This is a genomic window from Rathayibacter sp. VKM Ac-2857 (assembly GCF_013205025.1).
Taxonomy (GTDB): Bacteria; Actinomycetota; Actinomycetes; order Actinomycetales; family Microbacteriaceae; genus Rathayibacter.
Window position 1 is genome coordinate 504042 of the sequence record NZ_JABMLE010000004.1, and the last position, 16860, is coordinate 520901.

Consider the following 16860-nt stretch of genomic DNA (forward strand, 5'->3'; position numbering starts at 1 on the left):
TCTCCTGGTCGCAGATAGGCCGGAGGAGAGAAGTGCCGCTCGCCGAGCCGGCTATTCACAGGCGGCCCAGATCGCGGCGAGGCCCTGGCCGCCGCCGATGCACATCGTCTCGAGGAGGTGGCGGCCGCCGGTGCGGGCGAGGTGGCGGGAGCCGGTCGCAAGCATCCGGGCGCCGGTGGCGCCGACCGGGTGGCCGAGCGAGATGCCGGAGCCGAGCGGGTTGGTCCGCTCCCAGTCGTCCTCGGTGAAGCGCCACTCCCGGCTGACCGCGAGGACCTGCGCGGCGAAGGCCTCGTTCAGCTCGATCAGGTCCATGTCGGCGAGGGTGAGACCGGCGCGCTCGAGGGCCCGTGCGGTCGCGGCGACGGGGGCGATGCCCATCCGGGCGGGCTGGACGCCGGCGCGGGCCCAGGAGACGAGCCGGACGAGCGGGCGCAGGCCGAGCTCGGCGGCGCGCTCGGGGGTCGTCACGATGCAGGCGGCGGCCGCGTCGTTCTGGCCGGAGGCGTTGCCGGCGGTGACGGTCGCCGCGTCGTCGAGGTCGCGTCGCACGGGGGTGAGCCGGGCGAGGGCCTCGAGCGTCGTGTCGGCGCGCGGCCCCTCGTCCTGGTCGATCACGGTGACGGCGCCGCGGCGCCCGGGGACGGACACCGGGACGATCTCCTCGCGGAACAGTCCGGCCTCGGTCGCGGCGACGGCGCGGCGGTGCGAGCGCAGCGCGAGGGCGTCCTGTTCTTCGCGCGCGATCCCGTACTCGCGGCGCAGGTTCTCGGCTGTTTCGAGCATCCCGCCGGGGACGGGGTGCGCGCGGCCGCCGGCGGTCTCGCGGCCGCGGCCGAGGGCGTCGCGCAGCAGGAGGCCGCCGGTGCCCGGGACGCCCCAGCGCCCGTCGACCGTGTAGAGCGGTGCCTGGCTCATCGAGTCGACGCCGCCGGCGAGGCAGAGATCGCTGACGCCGGTCTGGATCTGCATCGCCGCGTCGAGGACGGCCTGGAGTCCGGAGCCGCAGCGGCGGTCGACCTGCGCGCCGCCGACGGTGACCGGGAGGCCCGCGTCGAGGGCGGCGACGCGGCCGATCGGCGGGGCCTCGGCCGTGGGGTAGCCCTGGCCGAGGATCACGTCGTCGACGTCTGCTCCGTCGAGTCCGGCGCGCTCGACGAGCGCCCGCAGCACGGTGGCGGCGAGCTCGGCCGGCGCGACGCTTCGCAGTCCACCGCCGAAGCGCCCGATGGGGGTGCGCAGCGGCTCGCAGACGACGACCTCGCGCAGCTGCGTCATCGGACCGGCTCCGCGACGGCGACGATCAGGGGGACGCCGGTCGCCGCCTGCACCTCGGCCACCGAGACACCGGGCGCGGTCTCGCGCAGGACGAGGCCCTCCTCGGTGACGTCGATGACAGCCAGGTCGGTGATGATGCGGTCGACCACCCGCCGGCCGGTGAGCGGGAGGAGGCACTCGGGCACGATCTTGTGCTCGCCGGTCTTCGTCACGTGCTCCATCAGCACGATGACGCGCTCGGCGCCGTGAACGAGGTCCATCGCGCCGCCCATGCCCTTGACCATCCGGCCGGGCACCGCCCAGTTGGCGATGTCGCCGTGGACCGAGACCTGCATGGCGCCGAGCACCGCGACGTCGACGCGGCCGCTGCGGATCATCGCGAAGCTCTGCGCCGAGTCGAAGTAGCTCGCGCCGGCGTTCACGGTGATCGTCTCCTTGCCCGCGTTGATCAGGGTCGGGTCCTCCTCCCCCTCCCAGGGGTAGGGGCCGACCCCGAGCACGCCGTTCTCGGAGTGCAGGATCACCGACACTCCGTCGGGAATGTGGTTGGGGATCAGGGTCGGCAGACCGATGCCGAGGTTGACGTAGGCGCCGTCGGTGAGCTCGAGTGCCGCACGGGCGGCCATCTCGTCGCGGGTGAGCGGGGTCATGCGCGGGTCTCCTCTTGCGCGATGCGGCGGCGTACGGTGCGCTTCTCGATCGGCAGGTCGGCGGCCTCCTCGGCGGAGAGCTGGACGATCCGGTCGACGTAGATGCCGGGCAGGTGGATCTCGTCGGGGTCGAGCTCGCCCGGCTCGACCAGCTCGTCGACCTCCGCGATCGTGAGCCGGCCCGCCATGGCGGCCGGCGGGTTGAAGTTGCGCGCGGACCGCGCGAAGACGAGGTTGCCGTGCCGGTCGCCGCGGGCTGCGCGGACGAGCGCGAAGTCGGTGACGATCGCCTCCTCGAGCACGTACTGGGTCTGCTCGCCCAGCGACTCGAAGACGCGCACCTCCTTCGGGGCGCTGCGGACGACGACGCTGCCGTCGGCGCCGTAGCGCCAGGGCAGCCCGCCCTCGGCGACCATCGTGCCGACGCCGCTCGCGGTGTAGAAGGCGGGGATGCCGCTGCCGCCCGCGCGCAGCCTCTCGGCGAGCGTGCCTTGCGGGGTCAGCTCGACCTCGAGCTCGCCGCCGAGGTAGCGGCGCGCGAAGTCCTTGTTCTCGCCGATGTAGGAGGCGGTGACCCGGTCGATCCGGCCCGCGGCGAGGAGCTCGCCGAGCCCCCAGCCGTCGACGCCGCAGTTGTTCGAGACCACCGTGAGGCCCCGGGTGCCCTGGGCGAGCAGCGCGCGGATCAGCACGATCGGCACGCCGACCAGGCCGAAGCCGCCCACCGCGATCGAGGCGCCGTCCGGGATGTCGGCCACGGCCTCCGCCGCGCTCGCTCGGCTCTTGTCCAGCGTCATCGTCCGTCCTCTGCTTCGTCGTCGTGCGTGGTCGTGGGGGTCGGGTCCGGCGCCTGGTCCGCGGCGCCATCGGCAGCGGGATCGGCGGTGTCGAGGTCGGCGAGCACCTCGCGCAGTCGTGCGAACGCGGAGTTGGCGGCCGGCAGCCCGGCGTAGAGCGCGGTGTGCAGCAGCACCTCGGCGATCTCGGCGCGGGTGACGCCGTTGCGCAGGGCGCCGCGCAGGTGCATCGGGATCTCGTCCTCGGCGCGCAGGCTCACCAGCGCGGCCAGCGTGATCATGCTGCGCTCGCGCCGGCCGAGTCCGGGGCGGGTCCAGACCTCGCCCCAGGCGTAGCGGGTGAGGAACTCCTGGAAGTCCGCGGTCTCGGGAGTGACGCGCGTCGCGGCCGCGTCCACGTGCGCGTCACCGAGGACGGCCCGCCGAGTCGTCGCGCCGGCCGAGGCGTTGCGGGCGACGAGCGCCGCCAGTCGCCCGGGTGCCTCGAAGCCCGGCAGGTGGCCGACGCCCTCGAGCACCACGACGCGGGCGCGAGGCATCGCCGCGGCCTGCTCGCGCACGCTCTCGGCGGGCATCGCCAGGTCGAGCTCGCCCGCCACCAGGAGCACGTCGCTCGCGACCGCGCGCTCGCCCGGAGCGCCGAGCGCCTCGCAGCAGAGCGCGTAGGACTCGTCGTCGACGTCGACCAGCTCGCCGAGCGCGGCACCGGCGGCGTCCGGGTCGCGGCGGAGGAAGTCGGGGGCGAACCAGCGCTCGGCGCTCAGCGTCACCAGCGAGGCGGTGCCGGTGCTCCGCGCGCGGGCGGCCCGCTCGGCCCAGCCCTCGGGCGAGCCGATCCGCGGCGCGGAGCAGACGACGGCGAGCGAGGCGACGCGCTCGGGAGCATCGACCGCGAGCTGGAGGCCGATCGCCCCGCCGAGCGAGATGCCGGCGTAGTGGAAGGCGCCGCCGCCGGCTGCATCGACCAGGACGAGCACCGCCTGCGCGAGCTCCGCGATCGAGAAGGGGTCGGTCGTCGCGGGGCTCCGGCCGTGGCCGGGCATGTCGAAGCGCAGCACGCGGAACTCGCGCGCGAGCTCGGGGAGGCAGGCCTCCCAGAGCCGGGTCGTGGTGCCGAGTGAGGGACCGAGCACGAGCAGCGGCGCGTCGGCGCGGGCGGAGGTCGTCGCGGTGGTGAGGCCGGCGAGCACGGGGATGGTCATCGGGCGTCCTCCCGGGCGGTGGCGGTAGCGGTCGTGGGCCCGGAGTCGCGGACCGCGGCGAAGCGGGCGATCGCCGCGTCGATCCACGGCCCCGTCACTCCGGGCGAGGGAGAGGGCTCGAAGGCGCGGGCGACGCGCTCCTGCAGGGCGTCGTCGCCGAGCGGGCCGAGCAGGCCGGAGACGACCACGCGGAGGGGGCGGCCGGTCGCCGCGCTCTCACGGGAGGCCCGCCCGAGCAGCGCGAACGCCTCGGCGCGGTCGATGCTCTCGCCGAGCAGCGCCGCGACGTCCTCGCTGAAGACGGAGCCGTCGCCCGAGACGAGCTGCTCGCGCATCGTGTCGGCGCGCACCTCGAGCGAGGCGGCGAGATCCGCGGCGCCCGTGACGGCCCCGAGCGCCACCTCCTGCAGCTGCTGCAGTGGCCGCCACTCGGCGTGCCAGGCGCCGCTCGGGCGCTGGTCCTCCGCGGCGAGGGACGAGAAGAGCGTGCCGACGAGCCCCGGGACCTGGCGGGCAGCGGCGACGACGAGCACCGCGCCGATCGGGTTGCGCTTGTGCGGCATCGCCGACGAGCCGCCCTCGCCGTCGTTGAGATGCTCGGCCAGCTCGGCGGTCTCGGTGCGCGCGAGCACGGTGACGTCGAGGGCGACGGCACCGGCCGCCCCGGCGGCGAGACCGAGGGCGGAGGCGAGCTCGACCACCGGCGTGCGGTCGGTGTGCCAGGCGGCGGCGGGCGTGCGGAGCCCGAGCCGGGCGGAGTAGCCGGCGACGACCCGCAGCGTGCGCTCGACGGCGTCGTCCGTGCCGGTCCGCTCGCCGACGACGGTGACGAGCGTCGCGAGGGTGCCGACCGCGCCGCCGAGCTGGGCGGGCAGGGACGCCCGGACGCGCCGGACCGCGGTGAGCGCCGAGGTGACGGCGCCCAGTCGCTCGGCGGCGACAGCCCCGAAGACCGTGGGCGCCGCGTGCTGCCCGAGGGTGCGGCCGACCATCGCGGTGCCGCGGTGCGCGTCGGCGAGAGCCGCGAGGGCGGAGCCGAGCCGGACGAGCTCGGCGTCGAGGCGGTCGAGGACGGCGGCGGCGCGGACCACGACCGCCGTGTCGACGACGTCCTGGCTGGTCGCTCCGAGGTGGACGGCGTCGCCGGAACCGGGCACGGCGTCCTCGGCGGCGCGGCGCAGGCGGGGAACGAGCGGGATGACCGGGTTGCCGCCCGCGCGGGCTTCGTCCGCGATCGCGTCGAGCTGGTCGAGGACGGCGGCGCGGATCTCCTCGGAGTGGGCGGAGAGGTCTGTGCTCACGACGCCCTCGGCGGCCAGCGCGGCGACGAGGGCGAGCTCGGCGTCGATCATCGCGCCGAGCAGGGCCTCGTCGCCGGTCAGCGCGCGGATCACGGGCGAGGCGAGCGGATCGACGAGGCTCCGCCGCGCGGCTCCGGTCCGCTCAGCCATCGAGTCCGCCGGTCAGGTCGAGGAAGACGGTCTCGCCGTCGCCCTGCAGTCGGATGTCGAAGCGCACGACCGGGATTCCGGTCGCGGCACCCTCCTCGACGACGAGCAGCGTGCTCCGCCGGGCCGGGTCGACCGCGCGCAGCAGCGGATCGGCGGCGTCACTGCCCGCGAAGTAGGCGCGGGTGCTCAGGTGGTGGGTGACCCCGCGGGCGAAGACGGTGACGACGATGAACGGCACGGTCCCCTCCGGAGCCCCAGGCCGCACCGTGGTGAACGCGTAATCGCCGGCGCGCGAGGTCGCGGTGCGCCCGAAGCCGGTGAAGGCGATGCCGTCGCGGAGCAGGCTGCCCCGGACGCGGGGGATGCTCCCGTCTGCGTCCCGCTGCCAGATCTCGACGACCGCGTCGGGCACGGGCTCCCCCGCGCCGTCGGTGATGGTGCCTCTGAAGCGGATCGCGTCCGGGTGCAAGGCGGCGACCAGCTCCGGCCCGCCCGCGTAGGGCAGGGCGTAGCCGAAGAACGGCCCGACGGTCTGCGAAGGCGTCTGCACGAACGCGCGCGGCTCAGGCATGGTCGTCCTCCGCCTCGAGCGGGGTCGCCCGCGAGCCGGTGAGCACGACGTCCCAGCGGTAGCCGAGCGAGAACTCCGGCGTGCTGCTGTCGTGGTCGTAGGCGCCGACGAGCCGCTCGCGCGCGGCCGGGTCGGCGATCGACTGCAGGATCGGGTCGAGGGGGAACAGCGGGTCTCCGGGGAAGTACATCTGCGTGATCAGCCGCTGGGTGAACGCGGTGCCGAAGAAGGAGAAGTGGATGTGCGCAGGGCGCCAGGCGTTGCGGTGGTTGCGCCACGGGTAGGCGCCCGGCTTGATCGTCGTGAAGCGGTAACCGCCGTCGGCGCCGGTGATCAGCCGGCCGACCCCGGTGAAGTTCGGGTCGAGCGGAGCCGGGTGCTGGTCGCGCTTGTGCACGTAGCGGCCGGACGCGTTCGCCTGCCACAGCTCGACCAGTTGGCCGGCCACCGGGCGGCCCTCGCCGTCGAGCACACGGCCCGAGACGGTGATCCGCTCCCCCAGCGGCTCGCCGGTGTGCTGGATCGTCAGGTCGCTCTCGTACTCGTCGACGTCGGTGTGGCCGAACGCGGGCGAGGTCAGCTCGATCTCCTCGGGGTCGGCGCGCACCAGCTCGTGGGTCGGGTGCCGCAGCGTCGTGCTGCGGTACGGCGGGTAGTCGCGGCGCGGGTGCAGCTCGGGCGCCCCGCCCTCGCGGACGCGGCGGCGCGCGTCCTCCTGCACCTCGGCGATCTCGGCGGAGATCTCGGCCTGGCCGAGCGGCGCGGTCACAGCGGGAGCCCCGTGTACTGCTCGGCGAGCGAGCGGCGGGCGTGCACGGAGTCGACGACGTAGTCGAGCCGGCCCAGCTGCGCGTGGAAGTCGAACTCGCCGCTCGCGGTGACGGGCGGGCGGTGTAGCAGCTCGGTCATCCAGACCGAGAATTGCTGGACTCGCCACTGCCGCGCGAGCGCGGCGGCCTCGTAGCCGTCGAGCAGCGCTGAGTCGCCGCCGACCGCCGCGATCAGCCCTCGGACCAGCAGCACCACGTCGGCGATCGCCGAGTTGAGGCCCTTGGCGCCGGTCGGCGGGACGATGTGCCCCGCGTCGCCGACGAGGAACAGCCGGCCGTGCGCGAGCCGTGACGAGACGAAGCTGCGCATCGGCGTGATCGACTTCTCGGTGATCGGCCCCTCCTGCAGCGTCCAGCCCTCGACGCCCAGGCGCGTCTGCAGCGCCGCCCAGATCCGCTCGTCGGGCCAGGCGGAGATGTCGTCGTCGGGGTCGACCTGGAGGTAGAGCCGCGAGACCGAGCCGCTGCGCATCGAGTGCATGGCGAAGCCGTCGGCGTGCAGCGCGTAGATCAGCTCGTCGGTCGACGGTGCGACGTCGGCGAGGACGCCCAGCCAGGCGTAGGGGTAGCTCCGGGCGAGGTCGGCCCGCTCGGGGATGCTCGGCCGACTGATGCCGTGGAAGCCGTCGGCGCCGACGACGTAGTCGGCCTCGAGGCGCTGCTCCTCCCCGTCGAAGGAGTAGGTCACCACCGGGTGCTCGCCGTCGAGGTCGTGCAGCGCGACGTCGGAGACGCGGTAGCGGATGACGGTCCTTTCGGCCTCGTGCGCGGCGATCAGGTCCTTGACGACCTCCTGCTGCCCGTAGACGGTGACCGTGCGGCCGATCAGCTCCTCGAAGTCGACGTGGTGGCGACGGCTGACGCCCTGCGCATCAGGGCCCTGCAGGTAGATGCCGCGGTGGCGCATCCCGTCGCTCGCGATCCGCTCCCCCAGGCCGAGGCCGGTGAGCACGTCGACCGAGCTCTGCTCGAGCACGCCGGCGCGGATCCGCGACAGCACGTAGTCGCGCGAGCGGTTCTCGAGGACGACCGAGTCGATGCCGGCGCGGCGGAGCGCCCAGCTGAGCAGCAGGCCCGCGGGCCCGGCGCCGATGACGGCGACACGTGTGGAGTGAGTGGGCACGGGGTTCCTCGCGACGGTGACAGGGACACCACCATGCTCCGGACGGACCCGGCCTCGGGGGGCCCGACTTCCATCCAGTGGAAAGGACCGGCGATCGTCCGCCTGGGGAGGAGGGCCGCTCACGCGACCACCGAGCGGCGGTACCCCAGCGCCCGGCTCACGCCCGCTGCCGCGGCGCGCACCTCGCGCTCGAGCAGGTCGCCCTGCCGCGGCTCCGAGCCCGTGACGATCGACAGCGCGGCGACCACCCGCGAGGCCCGGTCGCGCACCGGCGCCGCGATCGAGCTCGTTCCCGCCGTCATCTCCTCCGACGAGTGCGCGATGCCGCTCAGCCGGATCTCCGCCAACCGTCGCCGCAGAACCTCCGCCGAGGTGACCGTCCGCGGCAGGAAGCGCGGCAGATCGCGCGCGACGTACGCGTCCAGATCGTCGGCGGGCGCGTGCGCGAGCAGCACCAACCCGACGCCGGTGCAGTACAGCGGCAGCCGTGCCCCGACGCTCGACACCACCGGCACGGCCCGGTGCGCCGACAGCTTCTCGATGTAGAGCGCCTCCGCCCCGTCGAGCACCGCGAGGTGCACGTGCTGGTGCGTCGCCTCGTAGAGGTCCTCGAGGAACGGCAGCGCGATCGCCCGCAGCGAGCGGGTCGCCGGCACCCGCGTCCCCAGCTCCCAGAGCCGCAGGCCGAGGGTGTATCGGCCGTCGTCGCGGCGGACCAGCCCGCCCCACTCGACCAGCTCGGCGAGCATCCGGTGCGTGGTCGACACCGGCAGCTCCGCGCGCTGGGCGATCTCGGACAGGCCGAGCGAGGCGCGCGCATCGGGCTGCGCGAAGACGTCGAGGATAGAGAGCAGCCGGGCCGCGACCGAGATCGGCGCGGTCACGGCTCAGCCCACCGCGGAGAGGACGAGCGCCGAGCCCTGCCCGCCGCCGCCGCAGATGCCCGCGGCGCCGACCGAGCCCGGGCCTAGTGCTGCGAGCCGCCGGGCGAGGTGGCCGACGATCCGTGCCCCGGACGCCCCGATCGGGTGGCCGAGCGCGATCGCTCCCCCGTGCGGATTCACGATCGCCGGGTCGACGCCGAGGTCGGCGGTCGACTGCACGGCGACCGCCGCGAACGCCTCGTTGATCTCGACCGCGGCGAGGTCCGCGGCGCCCCACGGCGTCCGCTCCAGCGCCCGGAGGATCGCGGCCGAGGGCTGCGAGTGCAGGGTCAGCCCCGGCCCGGCGACCATCGCGGCCGCCTCGATCCGGGCGATCGGGCGGAGTCCGCGGCGCTGCGCCTCCCCCTCCTCCATCAGCACGAGCGCGGCGGCGCCGTCGGTGATCTGCGAGGAGTTGCCGGCCGTGATCGTGCCGTCGGCGGCGAAGGCAGGGCGGAGGGCCGCGAGGCGCTCCGCGGTGGTCTCGGGACGGACCCCGTCGTCGGCCACGACCACGGAGGCGTCGCGCCCCCGGGTCGTGACCGGCGCGATCTCCTCGGCCAGCAGGTCCGCAGCGGCAGCGGCCCTGGCGTGCGAGGCGGCGGCGAACGCGTCCTGCTCGGCGCGGCCGAGACCGAGCCGGCCGTTCTCCTCCTCCGTCGAGGCGCCCATCGAGCGGTGCTCGAACGCGTCGCTCAGGCCGTCGTGCTCCATCGTGTCGAGCATCGTCACCTCGCCGAAGCGGCGGCCCTGCCGCGAGCCCGGCCAGACGTGCGGGGCGAGCGACATCGACTCCTGCCCGCCGGCGACCGCGACGTCGACCTCGCCGAGCACGATCCGGCGCGCGGCATCGGCCACCGCCTCCGCCCCGGAGAGGCAGACGGCGTTGAGCGTCATCGCCGGCACGTGCAGCGGGATCCCCGCGCCCCGGGCGGTCTGCCGCGCCGGGTTCTGCCCGGCGCCGGCCTGCAGCACCTGGCCCATCAGCACGATCTCGACGTCCTCGGGCGCGACGCCGGAGCGCTCGAGCGCGGCCGAGACGGCGTGCGCCCCGAGGGCGGTCGCCGGCAGTGCGGCGAAGCGGCCGAGGTAGCGGGCGAACGGGGTGCGGGCGTAACCGACCACGACGGCGCGGCGGGGGTGGGTGGTGATCATCGGCGATCCTCCGGTCGAGCTGGGCTCCCCTCATCCTCGTCACGCGGAGGGCGCCTGCGAAGACGCGATCGGTGATGCCGCGCTTCCGCCCGGTGGATGCGCACGTCCGCCTCCGCTGTCGTGTCGCTCACCTCGTCGCGTCCTCGGGATCGGCGCGACGCCCCGCACGGACGCCGCGCTACCGTGGTGGGCGGCGCATCGATGCGCCGCCGAGGAGGAACCGTGAGCACCCGATCATTGGCGACGGACGTGCGAGCGTGAGCACCGGCCGGATGAGTCCGCGCCCCGACATGAACCTGCTGGTCGTGCTCGACGCGCTGCTCTCCGAGCGCAGCGTCACCCGCGCCGCTCAGAGCCTGGGCCTCAGCCAGCCGGCGGTGAGCGCCTCGCTCGCGCGGCTGCGGATCCACTTCGACGATGAGATCCTCACCCGCGTCGGCAACACCTACCGGCTGACCCCGCTCGCGATCCGCCTGATCGACCAGACCAGCTCGGCCCTCGAGGCCACCCGCTCGGTCTTCTCGACCGCGGCCCTCTTCGACCCCGCGACCTCCTCGCGCGAGTTCAGCCTCTACGGCTCCGATTACGCGTTCGCCATCGTCGGCAGCCGGGTCTCCCTCGCCGTCCGCGAGAGCGCCCCGCACGTCCGCTTCCGCTTCGCCCTGCACAACCCGGCGATCGTCGAGGACCCGATGAACACCCTCCGCAACGTCGACGGGATGCTCCTCCCCCGCGGCTTCGCGAGCGACCTGCCCTCGATGGACCTCTACGAGGACGACTGGCTGGCCGTGGTCTGGGCGGGCAACGACACCGTCGGCGAGGCGCTGACCCTGGAGGACCTGCACCGGCTGCCGTGGGTGTTCACCTACAAGACGCGGAGCGCGTTCACGGCGGCGTCCCGGCAGCTGGAGACGATCGGGATCGAGCCGCGCGTGGACGTGGTGGTCGAGGGATTTCTGGCGCTGCCGTACTTCATCGTGGGGACCGACCGCATCGGCATCGTGCAGAAGCGGCTGGCGGACCGGATGCTGGCGGCCGGCGATTTGCGGGTGCTGCCGCTCCCGTTCGACGCGCTGCGACTGTCGGGAGCGCTGTGGTGGCACCCGATGCACAACGACGACCCGGGGCACCAGTGGATGCGGCAGCAGTTCCGGCGGCACGGGCGGAGCGTCGACGGGGAGAAATCCTTCATTGTCAGGTGACGTAGCCCCTCCCGAGCTTCAAGTGCACGCATCGAAGCAACGGAGTCTCCGCAGACGTGCCTCCTGGAGAATTAACTCTGAATGTGCAAGTTCGATACGAACGAATAGGTGACGTGAAGTGAAGCACATGTTCAGGACCATTGCTCGAGCCGCTACGCGAGTGGACCATCAGTTACTATTCAATTCGATTTCCACGCACTTCGTACTTACGGCAAGCATGGCTGGAAGTGTCGATTTGACGCGTTGGTCCCGTGCGCTATTAAATGCAGATATTGCCATCTCTGCAGCGTGGCCATCAGAGTCCGCTATCCGAGTATCGGACCGGCTTCGTAAAAATGCTTGGCAATTACGCCGAGTTCGCCGGATGAAAGCCCTGCAGAAAAAAGCCACTGCCAGCAATTCGATTGTCGCGATCCTCTTGCTTTCCACTTCATCTCCGAAACTTGGAATCCTGCAGCTAAGGGCGAACTGGTATCAAGCTCGCTTGATTCCAGCATTCAACCGCTTCAAAGCCAACCAAAATTGGCTAAGCCTCGCTCGACTTGCTATTAGTCACCCAGTCTTTTTTGTTCGCCATATAGTTCCGAGTATCAAAATCACGTTCGGCGATAAAAATCATTATAAGGACACTGCGGGACGTGAATCTTCAGAGGGGAATTTAGAATCGTTAGCTGACAAGAGATCAGAGGATCTCGATGACGAAGCGGACGTAGAAGCGGATCAAAGAATTTCCGCCTTACTCGCAGAAGCAGAAGAGGCTTATCTCGATCGGCAGGTAGTGTCCGTTGCGATTCGTCAGCGCGATTCTGATCTCTTCAGCCGGTCCAGCATCGACGGCGATACCTATGTTCGACTCATGCTACGTGAAAGTTATCATGATTTTCAATTGCCTGATTCAGATGAAATTCATCACGTCGTTTTTGAACCTAGGCTGTTATTACATCGTTCCGGGATGGCACAGATCGACCTAACTATCAGCGCAACAGGCGGACTGAACGTTCGCCAAGCTTTAGCCATGTCGTGGGGGGGGCGAGAAGCTTTTCACGCAATCCAAGATGGCGAAGCCGCTTCTGCGGCATACGGAATGGATGGAGCGGGCCGACTTCTCGGCGGGGGAGCTCGATGCGAATGAACCTCTCGGAGAGATCGTTCACACCTCCCGAGCATCGGTTACAGAATTGCTTGAGATTCACCTGTCGGCAATTCTCGCTTGCGTCCGAGGCAACGCTGTCCATTTTGTGAATTATCCAGTATCCATCATTCAATCCAGCCCGTGTTGCAAACCCGAAGCATGGAAAGTCAAGCACCGGGACGATCTCTTGCGCCTTTCAATGCGCGGATCGATTGACCGCCAGATATCCCCTGAGATGCCGCTACCCGTCGACTTGTCCCTCGGCCGCGATCACTCCCTCTTCGCCAACATGGGTTCTGCCGTGTATATGAAGTGGGAGGGTGAAGCTCCAAAAAGTATCTCCGAATTGGACACCGTATTAGTTTTCGAGCATGCCTTACTGCTTTACATGCGTCTCCATTCACTGGAGCAGAAGGTGACGAACGGGCCTCTGCGAGCAAGCGAGCTTCGCCTGCGCAACAGGGACGCGATCGAACTCTTTTCTGAACTTCGACAAAGGGATCTTCGGTTCGGAGAAGCGCGCGACATTGCTCGGCATGTACTCGAGGACCTTGGCGCATCTGATATCCGGCGCACCATCGAAGTAGCACTGGATCTTTCGGCCTCTGCATACGGCGTCCTTAGTGCTGAACGAGCAGCTACCCGCGCGTGGTGGGTTACTCTGGCGGCTACCGTTCTGGCGTTTGTCTTAGCCATTCAGCCGATCGGAAGTCTCATCCAATCCGCGTCGACGGATGTGAATGTTACTGGCTTACCGAAAATGGCGTTTGTTCACCTCCAGACGCTTGGATTTTGGGCTCCATGGGCGGTACTGTCAACGATGGTTCTGGCAACGGGCGTCGCGAGAGTCATCGCGTCACTTTTTCGACGAGAGGATAAACCCAGCCGGTCAAAACGCCGTGGTTACAAATGGCCCACAGAATTCGTCATCGATAGCTCAAATTACTCACCAGCTCATTCCGGGGAGTCGGGGGTTCACTTCAAAGCGCATCTCGATGGCGAAAGCGAAGAAGATTAAGTAATATAAGACCTGTCGCTGGCGGCACTACCCGAGGCGAACGAACTTAGGTGTGCTAGAGAGCCAGCGTCGTCGGCCTCGGTATCTTTTCGAAGATCAGTCCGAGGCGGCCAAATTTCGAGTTCTCGGAACGAGACTTTCAAGCGTTCAGCCCCTACTCCTATAGCCCGAGGATAGCCGTCGCACTTCCTTTCGAGCCGAACTCCGACCGAAGGCTTCGCCGGCCCGAGCCGTCCGAGGGCCTTTCGACACCGAGACGGCATTCATCGCGCGGCCTACTGCTCCACCCAAGCTCGAACGGCGAAGAATCGATGCTCGATAATTGAGAATCCGTCTGCTTATGGCGCCCGGTCGGTAATGAAGAGTGTTCAATAGATGGGCGCCGAGGAGCGGAGGCGCGGGTCAGCTCTGGCGGGCTCTCGCGGCCGGGGAGCCAGGGCGGGGCCGGGCGCGCACGAGCGGCGGCACTGGCCGCGGAGTCCCGACCACGGTCGAGATCGTGCCCAGGCCGTCGACCGTCATCGTGACCTCGTCGCCCGCCGTCAGCGGCGGAGGCGTCAGGCCTCCGGCCCGCCCCCACAGCTCCGCCAAGCAACCGGTGCCGGCCGTGCCCGACCCGAGCACGTCCCCCGCTACCAGCCGCGAGTCGCGGGACGCGTACGCCACCAGCTCCGCGAAGGGCCAGCCCATGTCCGCGAGCGTGTCCCGGCCGATCTCGACTCCGTTGACGGAGACGGTCATCACGAGGTCCAGGAACCCGTCGGAGTCGTGCCGCTCCGCCACCTCGTCCGCGGTCGTGATCCACGGGCCGAGCGTGCTCCCGAAGTCCTTCCCCTTGCACGGCCCCAGCCGCACCTTCATCTCGCGCGACTGGATGTCGCGCGCGGACCAGTCGTTGAAGACGGCGTAGCCGAAGATCCGCTCGTGGGCCGCGGCCGCGTCGAGCGAGCGGGAAGGCCCCGTCCCGCCGATCACGGCGGCGACCTCGAGCTCGAAGTCGAGGCGCTCCGACGCGGGAGGCACGAGCTCCTCGCCGGTCGCGAGGACGGTGTGCGGGTTGGTGAAGTAGAAGGTCGGCGCCTCGTACCACTCGGGCACCACGCCCTCCGAGGAGTCCACGCTGCGGACGACGCCCTCGACGTGCTCCTCGAAGGCCACGAAGTCGCGGATGCTCGGCGGGTCGAGCGGGGTGCGCAGGCGCACGGCCGACAGCTCCTCCCCCGCCCCGGACACCAGCGCGTCACCGCGGCGCAGCGCCTCCGGCAGTCCGGCGCGCAGCACCTCCAGCACGGTCAGTCCGTCGACGAACGGGACGACGCGGTCCTCGACCACGAGCCCCTCCGCCGGTGTTCCGTCGGCCACGACCCAGCGCGCGAGCCTCACGGCGCCACCGCCTCGACGCCGAAGAGCGCGGCCGCGTTCTCGCCCAGCACGGCCTCCAGTGCAGCGGAGTCCAGCGCCTCGCGCACCGCCCCGACCGGATCCTCGACCCCCATGTCGAACGGGTAGTCCGAGCCGAGCAGCACCCGGTCCGCCCCGGCGACCTCGACGAGGGCGCGCAGCTGCGACGCCGAGTGGGTCAGCGAGTCGAACCACAGCCGCCGCAGATAGCTCGACGGCGGGTGCTCGCACGAGCGGGCCTCCGGGCGCACACGCCAGCCGTGGTCGCTGCGGCCGATCGAGGTGGGCAGGTAGCCGCCGGCGTGCGCGGCGACGATCCGCAGCTCCGGGAAGCGGTCGAGGACTCCGCCGAAGATCAGGTGCGACAGCGCGATCGCGTTCTCGGCGGGCTGGCCGACGATGTTGGAGAGGTAGTGCTGGTCGATCCGCTCGTCGAGGGTGCAGCCGAAGGGGTGCAGGAACAGCACGGCGCCGGTCTCGGCCGCGCGAGCCCAGAACGGGTCGAGCCGCGGGTCCGACAGCTCCACGCCGTTCGCGGTCGACGAGATCTCGACGCCGGCGAGGCCCTGCGCGAGGGCGTCGTCCAGCAGCTCGACGCAGAGCTCGGGGTGCTGCGCGGCGACCAGGCCGAGGCCTCGGAGCCGCGTGGGCGCTTGGGCGACCAGCTCGGCGACCAGGCGGTTCGCCTCGCGCGCCGACCAGGCGGCCAGCTCCGCGCCGGCCCAGGGGTAGTAGTGCGAGGGCGACGGCGAGACGATCTGCACGTCGACGCCGGCCTCGTCCATGTCGGCGAGGCGGCGCTCGAGCACGGTGAGGCGCTCGAACCGCGAGCGGATCATCCCGCCGGAGACGGCCAGCGACTCCGGACCCTGACGGCGCGCGTCGAGGGCCTGCGCGGCGGCGATGCCCTCGGGGTCGCGCGCGGAGACGGCGCCCTGCAGCCCGGGCAGCAGGACGTGGGCGTGGACGTCGACGACGCTCATGCCGGCTGCCCCACGACGGCGGCGACGCGGCGCATCAGCCCGGGGACGTCGGCTCCGCGGTCGTGCGCGAACAGCCAGTCGCAGAGCTGCACCGAGGCCTCGACGACCTGGCGGGCGCGGTCGAGGCGACGGTCCGTGAACGCGGCGAAGACCGCCTCGTCGATCGTGTCGGCGCCGAGCAGCAGCTCCGAGAGCACGAGCGCGTCCTCGAGCGCCATCGCGGCGCCCTGGGCGACGGTGGGCGGGCAGCTGTGCGCGGCGTCGCCGATGACGATCACGCGGCCGCGGTTCCACGGGCCGTCGATCAGGTGGCTGGTGAACCAGGTGTAGTTGACCCGGGAGTCGTCGTCGATGCTGTCCCGCACCTCGTCCCAGGGGCCGTGGTAGGCCTGCGCGAGCTGCTTCATCGTGACGACCTGCTCCTCGGGCGAGAGCAGCTGCCGCTCCTGCGCGTCCTCGACGAGGTACGCGTACATCCGGTCCTCGCTGGTCGGGCAGTAGCCGGCGATGTAGCAGGGGCCGCCGTAGACGAGGTCCGTGTGGGTGACCTCGGCGGGGCGCGGCACGAAGGCGCGCCAGATACCCATGCCGTTGCGCTGCGGTGTGGTCTCGATGCCGATCATCGAGCGGACCGCGGAGTGCAGGCCGTCGGCGCCGATCACGAGGTCGTAGCGGTCGGTGACGCGCTCGCCCCCGACGGTGGAGTGCAGCGAGACGGCGTCGCCGTGGTCGTCGAGCGCGTCCACCCGGGTCGACCAGCGGACCCGGGCACCGAGCTCCTCCGCACGGGCGAGCAGGATGCGGGCCAGCTCCGGCCGGTACATGCCGATCGTCGCGGGGAAGTCGGGGCCGCCGGTCTTCGCGTCCGGGATCATCGCGACGACGGTCGCCTGCGGGTCGGGGGCGCGCAGACCGAGCACGTCGGCGGGGTAGGAGCGCTGGAGCACCTCGTCCCAGACGCCCAGGCGGGCGAGGGTGCGGCAGGCGTTGCCCTGGATGGTGATGCCCGAGCCGATGTCGGAGAGGCCGTCGCGCGAGTCGAGGAGGTCGACGGCGACCCCTCCCTCGCGCAGGAGGATCGCGGCGGCGAGACCGGCGAAGCCGGCCCCGACGATGCCGACGGAGGAGAGTGCGGGCATGGCCG

The 16860-nt window shown here is 71.2% G+C and carries 16 protein-coding genes; 3 read left to right on the forward strand and 13 right to left on the reverse strand.

Going from position 1 to position 16860, the window contains the following annotated elements; all coding sequences use genetic code 11:
• Positions 1–51: 51 nt before the first annotated feature.
• The 10 genes from HQQ86_RS19290 to HQQ86_RS19335 all read right to left on the reverse strand — a co-directional run bounded on the left by HQQ86_RS19290 (position 52) and on the right by HQQ86_RS19335 (position 9980).
• Entirely contained in the window at positions 52–1278 is a 1227-nt protein-coding gene (locus HQQ86_RS19290) for an acetyl-CoA C-acetyltransferase (RefSeq protein ID WP_173290096.1), read from the reverse strand.
• Entirely contained in the window at positions 1275–1928 is a 654-nt protein-coding gene (locus tag HQQ86_RS21520; RefSeq protein ID WP_173290098.1) for a CoA transferase subunit B, read from the reverse strand. The genes HQQ86_RS19290 and HQQ86_RS21520 overlap by 4 nt, the downstream gene beginning before the upstream one ends.
• A complete protein-coding gene (locus tag HQQ86_RS21525) occupies positions 1925–2725 on the reverse strand; it encodes a CoA transferase subunit A (protein ID WP_254072214.1) in 801 nt (266 codons plus the stop codon). The genes HQQ86_RS21520 and HQQ86_RS21525 overlap by 4 nt, the downstream gene beginning before the upstream one ends.
• Positions 2722–3927, reverse strand: coding sequence for an alpha/beta fold hydrolase (locus HQQ86_RS21530; protein ID WP_173290100.1), 1206 nt, complete (start codon positions 3925–3927; stop codon positions 2722–2724). The genes HQQ86_RS21525 and HQQ86_RS21530 overlap by 4 nt, the downstream gene beginning before the upstream one ends.
• On the reverse strand, positions 3924–5378 hold the full coding sequence (locus tag HQQ86_RS19310) for a lyase family protein (protein WP_173290102.1): 1455 nt from the start codon (positions 5376–5378) through the stop codon (positions 3924–3926). Before HQQ86_RS19310 ends, HQQ86_RS21530 begins: the two co-directional genes overlap by 4 nt.
• Positions 5371–5949, reverse strand: coding sequence for a protocatechuate 3,4-dioxygenase subunit alpha (gene pcaG, locus HQQ86_RS19315; RefSeq protein ID WP_173290104.1), 579 nt, complete (start codon positions 5947–5949; stop codon positions 5371–5373). Before pcaG ends, HQQ86_RS19310 begins: the two co-directional genes overlap by 8 nt.
• Complete coding sequence (pcaH, locus tag HQQ86_RS19320) at positions 5942–6718, reverse strand: protocatechuate 3,4-dioxygenase subunit beta (RefSeq protein WP_173290106.1); 777 nt, start codon at positions 6716–6718, stop codon at positions 5942–5944. Before pcaH ends, pcaG begins: the two co-directional genes overlap by 8 nt.
• On the reverse strand, positions 6715–7902 hold the full coding sequence (locus HQQ86_RS19325; RefSeq protein WP_173290108.1) for a 4-hydroxybenzoate 3-monooxygenase: 1188 nt from the start codon (positions 7900–7902) through the stop codon (positions 6715–6717). Before HQQ86_RS19325 ends, pcaH begins: the two co-directional genes overlap by 4 nt.
• A 119-nt stretch (positions 7903–8021) precedes the next feature.
• Positions 8022–8786 carry an IclR family transcriptional regulator gene (locus HQQ86_RS19330; RefSeq protein WP_173290110.1) on the reverse strand — a complete coding sequence of 255 codons (765 nt, stop codon included), beginning with the start codon at positions 8784–8786 and terminating at the stop codon, positions 8022–8024.
• 3 nt (positions 8787–8789) lie between these two features.
• Positions 8790–9980 (reverse strand): acetyl-CoA C-acyltransferase, encoded by a 1191-nt coding sequence (locus HQQ86_RS19335; protein WP_173290112.1) that lies wholly within the window; start codon positions 9978–9980, stop codon positions 8790–8792.
• A 272-nt stretch (positions 9981–10252) separates the two neighbouring features.
• On the opposite strand from HQQ86_RS19335, the gene HQQ86_RS19340 reads away from it, so the two are divergent.
• The 3 genes from HQQ86_RS19340 to HQQ86_RS19350 all read left to right on the forward strand — a co-directional run bounded on the left by HQQ86_RS19340 (position 10253) and on the right by HQQ86_RS19350 (position 13332).
• The gene (locus HQQ86_RS19340; protein WP_173290114.1) at positions 10253–11182 is read left to right on the forward strand and encodes a LysR family transcriptional regulator; all 930 of its coding nucleotides are present in this window, start codon (positions 10253–10255) and stop codon (positions 11180–11182) included.
• Between the two features lie 118 nt (positions 11183–11300).
• Positions 11301–12314, forward strand: a complete 1014-nt coding sequence (locus tag HQQ86_RS19345; RefSeq protein ID WP_173290116.1) for a hypothetical protein — start codon at positions 11301–11303, stop codon at positions 12312–12314.
• Positions 12238–13332: a hypothetical protein gene (locus HQQ86_RS19350; protein ID WP_173290118.1), complete on the forward strand. Its 1095-nt coding sequence runs from the start codon at positions 12238–12240 to the stop codon at positions 13330–13332. Before HQQ86_RS19345 ends, HQQ86_RS19350 begins: the two co-directional genes overlap by 77 nt.
• A 402-nt stretch (positions 13333–13734) precedes the next feature.
• Here the strand turns inward: HQQ86_RS19350 and HQQ86_RS19355 are convergent, their stop codons facing one another.
• Genes HQQ86_RS19355 through HQQ86_RS19365 form a run of 3 tightly spaced genes read right to left on the reverse strand, consistent with a single transcriptional unit; the run spans position 13735 to position 16855 of the window.
• Positions 13735–14715, reverse strand: a complete 981-nt coding sequence (locus tag HQQ86_RS19355; RefSeq protein ID WP_173290119.1) for a fumarylacetoacetate hydrolase family protein — start codon at positions 14713–14715, stop codon at positions 13735–13737.
• On the reverse strand, positions 14712–15716 hold the full coding sequence (locus HQQ86_RS19360) for an amidohydrolase family protein (protein WP_173290120.1): 1005 nt from the start codon (positions 15714–15716) through the stop codon (positions 14712–14714). Before HQQ86_RS19360 ends, HQQ86_RS19355 begins: the two co-directional genes overlap by 4 nt.
• The gene (locus HQQ86_RS19365) at positions 15713–16855 is read right to left on the reverse strand and encodes an FAD-dependent monooxygenase (RefSeq protein ID WP_173290122.1); all 1143 of its coding nucleotides are present in this window, start codon (positions 16853–16855) and stop codon (positions 15713–15715) included. Before HQQ86_RS19365 ends, HQQ86_RS19360 begins: the two co-directional genes overlap by 4 nt.
• Between the last annotated feature and the right edge of the window lie 5 nt (positions 16856–16860).

What these genes read in the sequence shown, in the direction of transcription:
- HQQ86_RS19290 (WP_173290096.1), bottom strand. Translation starts at nt 1,278, where the DNA reads ATGACGCAGCTGCGCGAGGTCGTCGTCTGCGAGCCGCTGCGCACCCCC.
- HQQ86_RS21520 (WP_173290098.1), bottom strand. Translation starts at nt 1,928, where the DNA reads ATGACCCCGCTCACCCGCGACGAGATGGCCGCCCGTGCGGCACTCGAG.
- HQQ86_RS21525 (WP_254072214.1), bottom strand. Translation starts at nt 2,725, where the DNA reads ATGACGCTGGACAAGAGCCGAGCGAGCGCGGCGGAGGCCGTGGCCGAC.
- HQQ86_RS21530 (WP_173290100.1), bottom strand. Translation starts at nt 3,927, where the DNA reads ATGACCATCCCCGTGCTCGCCGGCCTCACCACCGCGACGACCTCCGCC.
- HQQ86_RS19310 (WP_173290102.1), bottom strand. Translation starts at nt 5,378, where the DNA reads ATGGCTGAGCGGACCGGAGCCGCGCGGCGGAGCCTCGTCGATCCGCTC.
- pcaG (WP_173290104.1), bottom strand. Translation starts at nt 5,949, where the DNA reads ATGCCTGAGCCGCGCGCGTTCGTGCAGACGCCTTCGCAGACCGTCGGG.
- HQQ86_RS19335 (WP_173290112.1), bottom strand. Translation starts at nt 9,980, where the DNA reads ATGATCACCACCCACCCCCGCCGCGCCGTCGTGGTCGGTTACGCCCGC.
- HQQ86_RS19340 (WP_173290114.1), top strand. Translation starts at nt 10,253, where the DNA reads ATGAGTCCGCGCCCCGACATGAACCTGCTGGTCGTGCTCGACGCGCTG.
- HQQ86_RS19350 (WP_173290118.1), top strand. Translation starts at nt 12,238, where the DNA reads ATGGCGAAGCCGCTTCTGCGGCATACGGAATGGATGGAGCGGGCCGAC.
- HQQ86_RS19360 (WP_173290120.1), bottom strand. Translation starts at nt 15,716, where the DNA reads ATGAGCGTCGTCGACGTCCACGCCCACGTCCTGCTGCCCGGGCTGCAG.
- HQQ86_RS19365 (WP_173290122.1), bottom strand. Translation starts at nt 16,855, where the DNA reads ATGCCCGCACTCTCCTCCGTCGGCATCGTCGGGGCCGGCTTCGCCGGT.